This window comes from Delftia lacustris (genome assembly GCF_040267515.1).
Classification (GTDB): domain Bacteria; phylum Pseudomonadota; class Gammaproteobacteria; order Burkholderiales; family Burkholderiaceae_C; genus Comamonas; species Comamonas tsuruhatensis.
Window position 1 is genome coordinate 1,179,036 of the sequence record NZ_CP141274.1, and the last position, 12,689, is coordinate 1,191,724.

The 12,689-nt window shown below is 69.7% G+C and carries 12 protein-coding genes; 7 read left to right on the forward strand and 5 right to left on the reverse strand.

The window, feature by feature from the left end; translation table 11 throughout:
* Positions 1-127 precede the first annotated feature (127 nt).
* Entirely contained in the window at positions 128-2,098 is a 1,971-nt protein-coding gene (locus U6958_RS06835; RefSeq protein WP_074921518.1) for a sigma-54-dependent Fis family transcriptional regulator, read from the forward strand.
* A 15-nt stretch (positions 2,099-2,113) separates the two neighbouring features.
* Here the strand turns inward: U6958_RS06835 and U6958_RS06840 are convergent, their stop codons facing one another.
* Together U6958_RS06840 and U6958_RS06845 are read right to left on the reverse strand one after the other, a co-directional pair.
* Complete coding sequence (locus U6958_RS06840) at positions 2,114-3,532, reverse strand: RtcB family protein (RefSeq protein ID WP_074921517.1); 1,419 nt, start codon at positions 3,530-3,532, stop codon at positions 2,114-2,116.
* 163 nt (positions 3,533-3,695) lie between these two features.
* Positions 3,696-4,460, reverse strand: a complete 765-nt coding sequence (locus U6958_RS06845) for an IclR family transcriptional regulator (RefSeq protein WP_013800690.1) — start codon at positions 4,458-4,460, stop codon at positions 3,696-3,698.
* Positions 4,461-4,530: 70 nt separating this feature from the next.
* Here U6958_RS06845 and U6958_RS06850 point away from each other — a divergent pair, with 70 nt between their 5' ends.
* Together U6958_RS06850 and U6958_RS06855 are read left to right on the forward strand one after the other, a co-directional pair.
* On the forward strand, positions 4,531-5,718 hold the full coding sequence (locus U6958_RS06850) for a M20 family metallopeptidase (protein ID WP_016445477.1): 1,188 nt from the start codon (positions 4,531-4,533) through the stop codon (positions 5,716-5,718).
* Positions 5,719-5,769: 51 nt separating this feature from the next.
* Positions 5,770-6,774, forward strand: a complete 1,005-nt coding sequence (locus tag U6958_RS06855; protein ID WP_046986376.1) for a tripartite tricarboxylate transporter substrate binding protein — start codon at positions 5,770-5,772, stop codon at positions 6,772-6,774.
* A gap of 16 nt (positions 6,775-6,790) precedes the next feature.
* Here U6958_RS06855 and U6958_RS06860 read toward each other — a convergent pair whose 3' ends face one another.
* Positions 6,791-7,645, reverse strand: a complete 855-nt coding sequence (locus U6958_RS06860; protein ID WP_074921516.1) for a LysR substrate-binding domain-containing protein — start codon at positions 7,643-7,645, stop codon at positions 6,791-6,793.
* A gap of 131 nt (positions 7,646-7,776) precedes the next feature.
* Here U6958_RS06860 and U6958_RS06865 point away from each other — a divergent pair, with 131 nt between their 5' ends.
* Entirely contained in the window at positions 7,777-8,190 is a 414-nt protein-coding gene (locus U6958_RS06865) for a VOC family protein (RefSeq protein WP_012207434.1), read from the forward strand.
* Positions 8,187-9,140 carry a glyoxylate/hydroxypyruvate reductase A gene (locus tag U6958_RS06870; protein ID WP_074921515.1) on the forward strand — a complete coding sequence of 318 codons (954 nt, stop codon included), beginning with the start codon at positions 8,187-8,189 and terminating at the stop codon, positions 9,138-9,140. The genes U6958_RS06865 and U6958_RS06870 overlap by 4 nt, the downstream gene beginning before the upstream one ends.
* 17 nt (positions 9,141-9,157) lie before the next feature.
* On the opposite strand, the gene U6958_RS06875 is transcribed toward U6958_RS06870, so the two are convergent.
* Positions 9,158-10,048 (reverse strand): LysR substrate-binding domain-containing protein, encoded by an 891-nt coding sequence (locus U6958_RS06875; RefSeq protein ID WP_061287322.1) that lies wholly within the window; start codon positions 10,046-10,048, stop codon positions 9,158-9,160.
* 156 nt (positions 10,049-10,204) lie between these two features.
* On the opposite strand from U6958_RS06875, the gene U6958_RS06880 reads away from it, so the two are divergent.
* Positions 10,205-10,600, forward strand: a complete 396-nt coding sequence (locus tag U6958_RS06880) for a RidA family protein (protein WP_074921514.1) — start codon at positions 10,205-10,207, stop codon at positions 10,598-10,600.
* A gap of 86 nt (positions 10,601-10,686) precedes the next feature.
* On the opposite strand, the gene U6958_RS06885 is transcribed toward U6958_RS06880, so the two are convergent.
* Positions 10,687-11,631 carry a LysR family transcriptional regulator gene (locus U6958_RS06885; RefSeq protein ID WP_013800697.1) on the reverse strand — a complete coding sequence of 315 codons (945 nt, stop codon included), beginning with the start codon at positions 11,629-11,631 and terminating at the stop codon, positions 10,687-10,689.
* Between the two features lie 155 nt (positions 11,632-11,786).
* Between U6958_RS06885 and U6958_RS06890 the strand changes: the two genes are divergently transcribed.
* Complete coding sequence (locus tag U6958_RS06890; RefSeq protein WP_074921513.1) at positions 11,787-12,638, forward strand: fumarylacetoacetate hydrolase family protein; 852 nt, start codon at positions 11,787-11,789, stop codon at positions 12,636-12,638.
* Positions 12,639-12,689: the final 51 nt, after the last annotated feature.

Genomic DNA, 12,689 nt, shown 5'->3' on the forward strand with positions numbered 1-12,689 from the left:
CGCAACAGGACAACTGTCCAGAAATGGAACAGTCGGGCGCCTGACCCGCCACTTGGCTTGCCCGGTGCCCGCCGGCCCCGCATACTGGCCCGCAACGCGGCGCAATGACGCCCGAGCAGGAGACAGCATGCAATCGAGAGCCTCCCTTGTGGCCTTGCGCCAGGCCCGTCACAGCCTGATGGAGTCGGGCCGCTGCCCCAGCGGCCTGGTGGACGAGCGCCTGGCGCGCTCGTGGCAGCGCTGCATCGAGCAGGGACTGCGTCCCACAGGACGGCTGGGCGCCGCCGACAACCTGGAGCAGCATGCGCTGGGCGTGCTGCGCAGCCGCCACCATGCGCTGCTGGCGCATTCACGGCCCGTCATGGAATACCTGTCCGAGCAGGTGCGCGGCAGCCAGAGTGTGGTGGTGCTGGCCGGCCCCTGCGGCACCCTGGTGGATACCTGCGGCGACCCTTTCTTTCTGGGCAAGGCCGAGCGCGTGGCCCTGGCCAGCGGCGCGTCCTGGCATGAGGCGCAGCGCGGCACCAATGCCATCGGCACGGCACTGGCCGAGATGGACTCCATCGAAATCCAGGGCGGCGAGCATTTCCTGGAGCGCAACGGCTTTCTCACCTGCGCGGCCGCGCCCATCCTGTCGGGCACGGGCCAGCTGCTGGGCATTCTGGACATCTCCAGCGAATATGGCCGGGGCAGCCCGCACACGCTGGGCCTGGTCGGCACGGCGGCCCGCATGATCGAAAACCGCCTCATGGCCTGCGACGGCCAGCGCCACATCCGCCTGCACCTGCACGCGCGGCCCGAAGGCATTGGCACGGTGGGCGAAGGCATTGCGCTGATCTCGGGCGACGGCTGGGTGGTGGGTGCCAACCGCGCCGCGCTGGCCTTGCTGCGCCTGTCGCACGCGCAGCTGGGCAGCGTGGCGCTGGACCAGGTGCTGGACGCCAGCCTGCAGGAGCTGCTGTCACGCCAGCACCGCCAGCCCGATGCGGCCCAGCCGCTGCGGCGCCATGACGGCACGGCGCTGTTCGGCCAGCTGGTGCCGGACCGGCGCACCATCATGGCGGGGGCGGCGGCGCAGACAGTGCAGGAGGCGCTGGGAGCGCGGCAAGCGGGGGAAACACGGCAGGCCCCCCGCGATGCGCTGGCGCGGCTGGACACGGGCGATGCGCGCTGGCGTGCGGCGGCCGACAAGGCCCGGCGCGTGCTGGGCAAGCCGATTGCGCTGCTCATCCAGGGCGAGTCCGGCGTGGGCAAGGAATGGTTTGCGCGCGCGGCCCACGACAGCGGGCCGCGCCGCGACGGCCCCTTCGTGGCCATCAACTGCGCGGCCATGCCCGAGTCGCTGATCGAGGCCGAGCTGTTCGGCTACCGCCAGGGCGCCTTCACGGGCGGGCGGCGCGAAGGACAGGCGGGCCTGCTGCGCCAGGCGCACGGCGGCACCCTGTTCCTGGACGAGATCGGCGACATGCCGCTGTCGCTGCAGACCCGGCTGCTGCGCGTGCTGCAGGAGCGGCAGGTGGTGCCGCTGGGCGGTGGCACGCCCGTTGCGGTCGATTTCGCGCTGGTCAGCGCCTCCAACCGCAGGCTGCGCGAGGATGCCGACCAGGGGCGCTTTCGTGCCGACCTGTACTACCGCATCAACGGCCTGGCCGTGGAGCTGCCTCCGCTGCGCGAGCGCGGCGACTTCGAGGCGCTGGCCGCGCGCATGCTGGCCGACATCGAACCCGCGCGCCCGCTGCGCATGGCACCGGCCCTGCTGGCGCAGCTGGCCGGCCATGGCTGGCCCGGCAATCTGCGCCAGTGCGCCAGCGTGCTGAGAACGGCCTGCGCCATGCTCGATCCCCATGAGGACTGCCTGCAGTGGCAGCACCTGCCCGACGACTTCCAGGCCGAGCTGGCGCAGACCGCCCGCAGCGGCCCCCGGCTCGACGCTGCGCCGCAGAGCCTGGATGAACTCTCGCGCTCGGCCGTGCGGCAGGCGCTGGAGAACTGCCGGGGCAATGTCACCCAGGCCGCGCGCATGCTGGGCATCAGCCGCCAGACGCTGTACCGCAAGCTTGCCCAGGACCGTGCGGCGGACGGCTTGCGGCTGCAGTGAGGCGCCTGCCGGTGCTCAGGCCTTGAAGGTGATCCAGGGCCTGAGCTTCACGGCGGCATGGATCAGGCCGGCGGCCTCCTGCGACTCGATGACCGGGCCGATGGGCTTGTAGGCTTCGGGCGCCTCCTCGATGCGGCGCTCCTCGCGCAGCGTCACGCATTGCCAGCCCTGTTCGGCCGCATGGCCTGCACGGGCTTCGGGGCGCAGCGCGCGCACGGCCTGGCGGCGCATGCGCCGCCCCGCGCCATGGCTGCAGGACCAGAGCCAGTCGGCCGCGCCCAGGCCCGTGACCAGGTAGGAGGCATCGCCCATGGACCCCGGGATCAGCGCGAAGTCGCCCTCGTTGGCCGGCGTGGCGCCCTTGCGGTGGATGTTCATGCCGCCTTGCTGCAGGACCACGTTGTGCGGCACATCGACCACCAGGCGCGAATCCGCTGCGCCCACGATCTGCTCCAGGTCCTTGCGCACCAGCTCGGCCAGCACCACGCGGTTGGCCCAGGCATAGCGCGCCGCCACGCCCATGGCCTGCAGGTACTCGCCGGCCAGCGGACCCGACAGGCCGTACAGACCGCTGGCCGGGTGCTTCACGCCTTGCGGCCACTCGGCCCGGGCGCGGTCCTTCCAGGCCTGGCCCACGTAAAAGCCCAGGTCGCGCGAGCCGCTGTGGATCATCACCACCACGTCGCCCGCGCGCAGGCCGGCCCGGTAGGCCGCGTGGCGGTCCAGCACCTCGTCGACCACCTGCAGTTCCACGAAATGGTTGCCCGATCCCACCGTGCCCAGGCACGGGTCGCGGAACACGGCATGGCGCTCCTGCAGATAGGCATGGGGCGCGTGGCGGGCGCTGCCAGCGAAGCTGTCCAGGCCGATGCAGGCGGCCAGCTCGCGGTGCAGGCGGTCCCTGTCGACATGGCCCCACAGGCCCTGGCCGCTCAGCCGGTCCACAAAGGCGGCCGGCCCGTGGTCGAACAGCGCGCGGAAGGCGGCCGTGGTCACGGGCACGTCGCGCCCGCTGCCCAGCAGGCTGGCGGTCAGCAAGTCCACCAGCCGGCCCTTGTGCGGTGCCAACTGGTCCAGCCGGGCACCCGTGGTCAGCAGGCGCACGCTGCAGTTGATGTCCGTGCCGATGGCGGCCGGAATGACGAAGTCCGATGGCGTGGCCACCACGCTGCCCACGGGCGCCACCGTGCCCGGATGGAAGTCGGGCGTGGCGCAGGCGCGGCAGACGGCGCCGTGGCTGCCCTGGCCGTCATGCCGGCGCACGGCCGCAAAGGCCAGCAACTGGCGCACGGCCTTGTCCTCCAGGGGAAGACTGTCGGGAAGAAGAATGTGGGCCTCGGCCTGGCCATCGCGCACGTGGTAGATGCCGTCGCGATAGTCGAGAGAGATGCCCGTGCGTGCAAAGGCACGCTGGAGTCGTTGAGGAGTGCTCATGGCTGCAGATCCGCGAGGCCTGGTTGGCGCTCGCCGCGTCCGGTGGGTGTACGGACGATGAAAGACACCCGGGCGGCAAAGGCCCGGAAAACGTCTTTCCTGCAGCAGCTCGTTCAAGAAAGAAGGGGCGCAGTATAGCGGGATCCGCGCTGGACGGCAGGCGCTACGCGTTGCGCCGCTCGTACTGGGCGATGGCGTTGAGCAGCAGGGGCGAGAACTTCTTCGCGTAGTCGGCTCCACTCCACTGGCTTGACGATCCGCTCAGGTGCAGGGCGCCCAGCGGCACGCCGTCGGCATCGACCACGGCGGCGGCCAGCGCGACCTCGCCCATGATGAATTCATCGACCACCATGGCGTAGCCGCGCTCGCGCACCTTCTTCAGTTCCGCCTGGACGGCCTTGGCCGTGGTCAGCGTCCGGGGCGTGCTGGCCACCAGGCGGCCGGGGGCCAGCAGTTGCTCCACCTGCGCCTCGTCCAGCCGGGCCATCACGGCGCGCCCGCCTGCCGTGCATTGCAGGGGCACGCGCCGCCCGACCAGGGAGGCATGGTAGTGCTCGGTGCTGGTCTGGTGGCGCAGCACATGCACCAGCCAGTCGCCGTCGCGCAGCGACAGGCTGATCTTCTGCTCCGTGTCCTTGGACAGCTGCAGCAGCAGGGGGTTGAGCGCCTCGGCCAGCGCATGGGTGCGCAGGAAGTGGAAGGTCAGGTCCAGCACGCCCGGCCCCAGCCGGTAGCGGCGGGTCTGGCTGTTTTGCTGCAGGTAGCCCTCGGCGCTGAGGGTGTAGGCGTAGCGCTGGGCGGCGCTCTTGTCCAGGCCGCTGCGCTCCATGATTTCCGTGAGGCTCAGGTCGCCCGCCGCGCCCTTGAAGCAGTCCAGCACGCGGAATGCCTTGCCCACGGAACCCACATACAACGCGTTTTCGATCATCGTTTTACCTGATTGTGAATCTGAGGTATTAAATAACAATACCAAGTATTGAAAAATACGGAGGCAGCGGATGCCACAGCAAGCCATTGTCAGTGCGGACCGGGCGGTCGGCGCGTCGGAGTGGATCAAGGACCAGCGGGAGAACATGCTTTCGCTGCTGGCCGACATTGTCAACATCGATTCGGGCAGTTTCGACAAGCCTGGCGTGGCGCGCGTGTTCCGGCGCCTGGAGGCCTTCTTCCTGGGCCAGGGGCTGCAGGTCAGCCCGCATTTCGTCGATGGCGTGGAGGCCGCGATCTCGGTCACCGTGAACGCGGGCAGCACCGTGGGCAGGCCCGTGCTGCTGATGGGGCACTGCGACACGGTCTTCCCTGAAGGCGAGGCCGCGCGCAGGCCGTTCCGCATCGAAGGCGGCAGGGCCTACGGCCCGGGCGTGGCCGACATGAAGTCGGGCATCGTCATGAACGCCTTCCTGCTGGCTGCGCTGGCCCACAGCGCGGAGCCTGCGCCCGAGGTCACGGGCCTGTTCACCTGCGACGAGGAAATCGGCTCGCCCCTGAGCAAGTCCGTCATCGAGCCCTTTGCGCGCAAGGCGGGCTTTGTCTTCAATGCGGAGCCGGGCCGGCCTTCGGGCAACGTGGTCACGGGCCGCAAGGGCGGCGTGTTCTTCGGCGTGGAGATCGAGGGCAAGGCGGCCCATTCGGGCGCCAACTTCGCCGAGGGCATCAGCGCCATCTCGGAGTTGGCGCACAAGGTGGTGGCGCTGGACGCGCTCACCGACCTGGACAAGGGCGTCACCGTCAACGTGGGTCTGGTGTCGGGCGGGCTGTCGGTGAACACATCGGCGCCGTCGGCCAAGGCGGCCATCGACCTGCGCATTTTCGATCTGGACCAGCGCGAGTCCCTGGTGGGCCGCATCCGCTGCATCTGCGACAAGTCCTTCATCCAGGGCACGCGCTCCACGCTGAACATCACCGGCGAGTTCCGCCCCTTCGTTCCCACGCCGCAGTCGCAGCAATTGTTCGAGCTGTACCAGGCCGAGCTGGGCGCGCTGGGCCACAAGGCCGAGGGCGAGTTCAGCGGCGGCTGCGCGGACTCGGGCGTGACCTCCAGCCTGGGCGCCATCACGCTGTGCGGCACCGGACCCGTGGGCGGCAAGTTCCACACCACCGACGAGTACTGCGAAGTGGACACCATCGTTCCGCGCGGCCTGGCGGTGCTCCACACCATTGCGCGCCTGCCCCACGCCCGGTGGTAGGGCGCGCCTGATTCCCGCCTTCCCCCTCAAGCCACTGCCTGGTGCACTTTCATGAATCCACTTGCCTTGCCCACACGCCGCTCGCTCCTGAAAATCGCCGCCGGCCTGCCGCTGGCGCCCCTGCTGCTGCAGCCCGCCGCGGCCTCGGCGCCCGGCCCGGTCAGCCTGATGGTGCCCTACCCGGCAGGCGGGCCCAGTGACGTCAGCGCCCGCATCCTGAGCAAGCCCATAGGCGAGGGACTGGCGGCCAAGGTGATCGTGGAAAACCTGGGCGGCGCCACGGGCACGATTGCCGCATCCAAAGTGCTGGGCGCCAGGGCCGACGGCAGCATGTTCTTCCAGGGCACGCAGAACGAACTCATCCTGCCGCCGCTCACCAACAAGGCCGTGCGCTACCAGCCCGATGCGTTCGAGAACCTGCAGTACATCACCGTCACCCACCTGGTGCTGCTGGTGCGCTCGGGCCTGCCGGCCCGGGACATGCAAGAGTTCCTGGCGCTGGCGCGCTCGCGCAACGAGAGCAATTCGCTGACCTACGGCTCGGTGGGCGTGGGCTCGCTCTACCACCTGATCACCGAGTACATGGGCAAGGTGGTGAAGGTGCCGTTCACCCACGCGCCCTATGCGGGCACGGCGCCCGTGATCCAGGACCTGGCCGGCGGCCAGATCGACTTCAGCATCATGCCGTTCCAGGCGTCCATGCTGGAGATGATCCGCACCGGCCGCTTCCGGGCGCTGGCTGTGCTGTCGCGCAACCGGCCTGCCGTGCTGTCGGCCGTGCCCAGCATCACCGAAGTGCCGGCGCTGCGCGATTTCGAGTACGCCAGCCTGGCGGGCTACTTCGTCAAGCGCGGCACGCCGCAGGACGTCAAGCAGCGCCTGAACCAGGCCATCGGCCAGGCCCTGCTGGACCCGCAGGTCATCGCCAAGCTGGAGGCCGACGGCCGTGATGTCGCCAAGCCCATGGGCCTGGACGATGCGGCGGCCGCCTATGCGCGCGAGATCGCCAAGTACCGCGAGATGATCCGCGTCACGGGCTACGTGCAGGCGGATTGAGAACGAAGGCCGCAACCTAAGCGAGTGCACCCTCCAGCAGCTCGGCCATGCGCGGCAGGTCGGGCTCGGCGCTGGTCACCAGCAAGATGGCGCGCTCATAGGCGGCGCCCGCAATGGGCAGCATGCGGCAGTCGCCCATGAAGCGCTCCAGGCCCGTCCAGTGCGGCACCAGGCCCACGCCCATGCCGTCGGCGGCCAGCATGGCAATGGCCTCCAGCGCGTCCAGGTCGCACAGCACCGCAGGCTCCAGCCCCTGGTCGGCCAGCCAGTCGGCCGCATGGCGGCCACCCCAGGCATCGGGGTCGTAGCGTATGTAGGGCAGGCTGCGCAGCAGCGCGGCAGGCCGGCCGCGTGCCTGGGACGGGGCCAGCAGCACCAGCGGCTCGCGGCGCAGCTGCACGCTGCGCAGCGCCTTGGGCAGTTCAAAAGGGGGCGCCACGATGACGGCGGCATCGAGCTCGCCGGCCTGCAGCATCTGGAACAGCGCGCGCGAGGTACCCGGCACGATGACGGGCCGGCACTGTGGCGCCGCCTGCGTGAGCTTGCGCAGCGCGGCCGGCAGCATGCCGGTGAGCGCGGTCGAGATGGCGCCGATGCGCAGCGTGCCGGCCAGCCCATCGGCGCTGGCATCGCTGCCCAGCAGCGCGGCCTCGCGCACCAGGCGCCGCGCGCGCGGCAGCAGGGCCAGGCAGGCCTGGGTGGGGCGGGCCGCATGGCCGCTGCGCGAAAGCAGGGCAAAGCCCAGCTCGCGCTCCAGCGCCTGCACGCGCTGGCCCACGGCGGCGGCGGTCAGGTGCTCGGCGCGCGCCGCATCGGCGATGGAGCCGCTGTCCACCACGGCGATCAGGCTCTTGAGATAGCGGGTCTCCAAAAGATTTCCTTGGGGATTGCAAAGAAATCAACGCTATCACTTTTGAAAAGCCTCTGCTAGGCTCGCGCCACCCACGGCAGGCCACGGCCTGCGAACCTGCCTGCACCACAAGCACAACCAAAGGATCAGCCATGCGCACCAGCTTCCACCTTGCCTACCATGTCCGCGATCTGGACGAAGCGCGCGCCTTCTACGGCACGCTGCTCGGCTGCCAGGAAGGCCGCAGCACCGAGACCTGGGTGGACTTCGACTTCTTCGGCCACCAGATCTCGCTGCACCTGGGCGAGCCCTTCCCGGTCACGAACACCGGCCGCGTGGGCGACCACATGGTGCCCATGCCCCACCTGGGCCTGGTGATGGCCATGGACGACTGGAAGGCCCTGGCCGCGCGGCTGTCGGGCGGCGTGGTGGATTTCGTGCTGCAGCCCGGCATCCGCTTCGAGGGCGAGCCCGGCGAGCAGGCCACCATGTTCTTCCGCGACCCCAGCGGCAATCCCATCGAGGTCAAGGGCTTCGCCGACCTGGACAAGGTCTTCGCCAAATGAGCGCCTCGCTGCCCCCGCTTCCTTTCGTCTGCGCACCCGGCTACCCGGCAGCCCAGGCCTGGCTGCAGGCCCTGCAGGCCGCCCTGCCCGAGGAGCGCGTGGTCGCCCTTGATGCGCTGAATGCGGGCCAGCGCGCGGCCTGCGAGGTCGCCATCGTCGCCAACCCCCAGCCCGCCGACCTGCGCACGCTGCCGCGCCTGCAATGGGTGCACAGCGTCTGGGCCGGCGTGGAGCGCCTGGTGGCCGACCTGGGCGATACCGACCTGCGCATCGTCCGCCTGGTGGACCCGCAACTGGCCGACACCATGGCCGAGGCCGTGCTGGCCTGGACCCTGTACCTGCACCGCGACATGCCGCGCTATGCCCGCCAGCAGGCCGCGCGCCAATGGCTGGCGCATGACGGCGTGCGCGCGCAGGACAGGACGGTGTCGCTGCTGGGCCTGGGCGCACTGGGCGAAGCCAGCGCGCGGCGGCTGCTGGCGGCAGGCTTCCAGGTGCGCGGCTGGAGCCGCACGCCCAGGCAGATGGAAGGCGTGCAATGCCATGCGGGTGATGCCGAGCTGCCGGCCATGCTGGCGCAGACCGACATCCTCGTGTGCCTGCTGCCGCTCACGCCGCAGACGCGCGGCCTCGTCGGCGCGCAGGCGCTGGCCGCGCTGCCTGACCATGCCTCGCTGATCAACTTTGCGCGCGGCCCCATCGTGGACGATGCCGCGCTGCGCGCCGCCCTGGACAGCGGCCGCCTGGCCCATGCCGTGCTGGACGTGTTCGACCAGGAGCCCCTGCCCGAAGCGTCCTGGCAGTGGGCGCATCCCGCCGTGACCGTGCTGCCCCACATCTCGGCACCCACGGACCGCGCGACGGCATCGGCCATCGTGGCGGGCAATATCCGCCGCTGGCGCGCCAGCGGCGAGCTGCCGCAGGCGGTGGACGCGGCACGGGGCTACTGAGGGCGGCTGCGGTACGGCTACGGCAAGGCCATGGACTGGCTTCTGAGCCAGTCCATGACGGCGCGCACATGGGGGCCCGGCTCCCGTTGCTCGCCCACGGCCAGATGGTAGGTATGGCCGGTGATCGAGGGGCCGAAGGGCTGCAGCAGGTGGCCGGCCGCAATGTCCTCGGCCACCAGGGCCAGGCTCACCAGGGCAATGCCATGGCCGGCAATGGCCGCCTGGATGGCATGGCCCTCGTCGGAAAAGCGCAGTTGCCCCGCCGGTGAATTCCAGGCCAGGCCTGCCTCGTCAAACCAGCGCTCCCAGGTGGGATTGCTGGCGTGCGCCGTCTTCCAGTCAAAGCGGATCAGCGGCAGGCGGGCCAGGTCGGCCGGACCCAGCACGCCCAGCCGGGGATTGGCCACGGGCGCAAAGCGGTCGCTGAACAGGGGCTCGGCCACCAGGCCCGGATAAGGGCCGCGCCCGTAGCGCACGGCGATATCGACGGCATGGGAGCGCAGGTCCACCACATCGTCCGAGGCCTGCAGTTGCAGGTCCACCTCCGGGTGCATCGCGCGGAAGCTGGCCATGCGCGGCACCAGCCATTTCACGGTGAACGCATTGGTGGCCGAGATGCTGACCTGGGCGCGCAGGCGCTTTTGCAGCAGGCGCTCCAGCGTGGCGGCAAAGGCGTCGAAACCGTCGCGCAGCACCGGATAGAGCTGGGCGCCCGCCTCGGTCAGCACCACCTTGCGTACCTGGCGATCGAACAGCGCCAGGCCCAGCTGTTCCTCCAGCGCGCGGATCTGGTGGCTGATGGCCGTGGGTGTCACGGCCAGGTCGTCGGCGGCCTGCTTGAAGCTGCCCAGGCGGGCGGCGGCCTCGAAGGCGCGCAGTGCGGAAAGCGGCAGCTGGTTGCGTTGCATGAGGGCTGGAGGACGCAAGGGGCGGGTGAGCAATGGGGTGAGGAAAACTCATCTTATGCCTGACAAATGAACCTTTGTCGCAATCATCCGGCTTGCCTATCGTCCGCCCATGCCCCAAGCGCGATCCTGCCGGGGATGGATGAAGGAAATGAAACCATGCTGCACCGTGTCACCACGCAACCCGACCCCTACGAGCCGTTTTTGCTGCCGCAAGGCATTCGCTTTGGCGAGCTGCTGTTCATCTCCGGCCAGGCCGGCGCCGGAGACGATGGCCGCATCGTGCCGGGCGGCTTCCTGGCCCAGGGCCGGCAGGCGTTTGCCAATCTGCGCCGCGCGCTGGAGGCGGGCGGCTCCAGCCTGAAGGACGTGATCAAGGTCACCATCTTCGTCACCGACATGGGCCACTTCGACGAGGTGGTCGCCCTGCGCCGCGAGTTCTTCGGCGCCCCCTATCCGGCCGACACGATTGCCCAGATCCAGGCGCTGTACGACCCGGCGGCCATGATCGAGATCGAAGCCATTGCAGCCGTGCGTGATGGGCAGGCCCGCTGACATGGTTGCGGCCGTTCTGTTCCGATGGCCTGGCCACGGCGTGCATGGCCGACGACTGGAGCCGATGGGGCCGATATCTGATCCCTTCAACCGCCGAGCAGTCCCGAGGTGCTCAGCGGCCCCGGCGACAGCTGCTGTCCCCATGCCTGCGTCAATGCCTCGATGGCATCGCCCACCACGCGGCAGGCCTGGGTGAGCTTGCCGTGCCGGGGCAGGGCCAGCGTCACATGGCGCACCAGGCCGGGGTTGACCAGGCGGCTGGCCTGCAGCCGGCCCTGGCGCAGCTCGGCATCGATGGAATACGGGCCGATCACCGAGTAGAGGCCGGGCGCGTGGGCCACGAGTTCCTTTTGCACGGTCAGCGAGTCGGCCTCGGCCGCCGCCGCGAGCCGAAAGCCGTGGCTGTGCGCGGCCTCATCGAGCGCGTCGCGCCAATGGCTGGGGCGGCGCGGCAGCACCAGCTGCAGGCCGTCGAGCGCGGCGAACTCCGTGGTGGGCGCCAGGGTCAAGGGGTCGCCAGGGCGCGACACCAGATAGCTGTGCGCGGTGCTAAGCAGCCGCTCGTCGCCGCCGGCCGGGCGCGCGAAGCGAAAGAGGATGGCCAGGTCCACGGCGCCGCTGTCCAGCAGCGCGTCGAGCTCCGTGCCCTGGGCCTCGGTGATGTTCAGGCGTATGCCGGGGTGCTCGCGCTGCAGCCAGTCGAACACATGCGTCATCAGCGGGTGCGCGGCCGAGGGCACGATGCCCAGCCGCACCTCGCCCCATAGCTGGCCTGCGTCCGCACGCAGCGTTTCCTGCAATTGCTCGGTTTCCTGCAGCCAGCTGCGCAGCCGCAGCGCGGCCCGCGCGCCCAGCGGCGTCAGCGTGACGCCCCGGCCCGTGCGCCGCAGCAAGGGGCCGCCCAGAGACGCTTCGAATTCGCTGATCTGCCGGCTGATGTGCGACTGCACGGTGTGCCGCCGTGCCGCGACCTTGCTGATGCTGCCGGCTTCGGAGACCTCGAGGAAGAGCTTGACGCTGGGCAGGTGCATGGTGGTTACCCGGTTGAGGTATGCCTGATGAGGCAATTCTGAAAGCCTGAAATTCTATCTATCCAGATATCAACGGGATTTCTACAGTGCAGTCATGCCTTGCCAGCGGCCTTGCCTTGGCAGGTTTTCCAGACACTGAACCTAAGGAAAATCCGTTGAAACTCGCCAGCTTCATCCATGCCGGACAGCCCCGCTACGGGCAGGTTCTGGCCGAGCGCTTACTGCTGCCGCCCGCCGAATTTCTCGCCCGCCATCCCGACCTGCTGTCCGTGCTGCGCGCACAGGTGCTGGGCGAGCTGGAGCAGGCCCTGCAGGCCGGCGCCGTGTCCGTCGATGCGGCGCAGACCCAGGCGCTGCCCGTCATCCCCAACCCCGGCAAGCTCATCTGCGTGGGCCTGAACTACAAGACCCATGTGGCCGAGACGCGGCGCGCCGACAGCGAGCACCCGTCGCTGTTCCTGCGCTTCAACGACAGTCTGGCCGCCGATGGCGACGAGCTGCTGCGCCCGGCCTTCTCGGAGCGTTTCGACTGGGAGGGCGAGCTGGCCTTCGTCATCGGCCGGGGCGGGCGCCACATTGCAAAGGAAGATGCCTTCGACCACATCGCCGGCTATGCCTGCTTCAACGATGTGAGCGTGCGCGACTGGCAGCGCCATACGCACCAGTTCACGCCCGGCAAGAACTTTCCCGGCACGGCGCCCTTCGGCCCCTGGCTGGTCACGCGCGACGAGGTGGCCGACGTGCGCAGCCTGGCGCTGCAGACGCGCCTGAACGGCAGCGTGATGCAGCAGGCCAGCCTGGGCGACCTGATCTTCGACATCCCCACCATCGTGGCCTATGTGTCGCGCTTCACGCCGCTGTCGCCAGGCGACGTGATCGCCACGGGCACGCCGGGCGGCGTGGGCGACCGCCGCGAGCCGCCTCTGTACATGAAGCATGGCGATGTGGTCGAGGTCGAGATCACGGGCCTGGGCGTGCTGCGCAACCGTATCGGCACTGATGTCTGAGATGACACCCCCTGAGTCGCTTCGCGCCTTCCCCCTCTCTCGCTTCGCGGG

Coding starts and splice junctions, on each gene's coding strand:
- U6958_RS06840 (WP_074921517.1), bottom strand. CDS start 3,532: ATGAGCACTCCTCAACGACTCCAGCGTGCCTTTGCACGCACGGGCATC.
- U6958_RS06855 (WP_046986376.1), top strand. CDS start 5,770: ATGAATCCACTTGCCTTGCCCACACGCCGCTCGCTCCTGAAAATCGCC.
- U6958_RS06850 (WP_016445477.1), top strand. CDS start 4,531: ATGCCACAGCAAGCCATTGTCAGTGCGGACCGGGCGGTCGGCGCGTCG.
- U6958_RS06875 (WP_061287322.1), bottom strand. CDS start 10,048: ATGCAACGCAACCAGCTGCCGCTTTCCGCACTGCGCGCCTTCGAGGCC.
- U6958_RS06845 (WP_013800690.1), bottom strand. CDS start 4,460: ATGATCGAAAACGCGTTGTATGTGGGTTCCGTGGGCAAGGCATTCCGC.
- U6958_RS06880 (WP_074921514.1), top strand. CDS start 10,205: ATGCTGCACCGTGTCACCACGCAACCCGACCCCTACGAGCCGTTTTTG.
- U6958_RS06835 (WP_074921518.1), top strand. CDS start 128: ATGCAATCGAGAGCCTCCCTTGTGGCCTTGCGCCAGGCCCGTCACAGC.
- U6958_RS06885 (WP_013800697.1), bottom strand. CDS start 11,631: ATGCACCTGCCCAGCGTCAAGCTCTTCCTCGAGGTCTCCGAAGCCGGC.
- U6958_RS06865 (WP_012207434.1), top strand. CDS start 7,777: ATGCGCACCAGCTTCCACCTTGCCTACCATGTCCGCGATCTGGACGAA.
- U6958_RS06870 (WP_074921515.1), top strand. CDS start 8,187: ATGAGCGCCTCGCTGCCCCCGCTTCCTTTCGTCTGCGCACCCGGCTAC.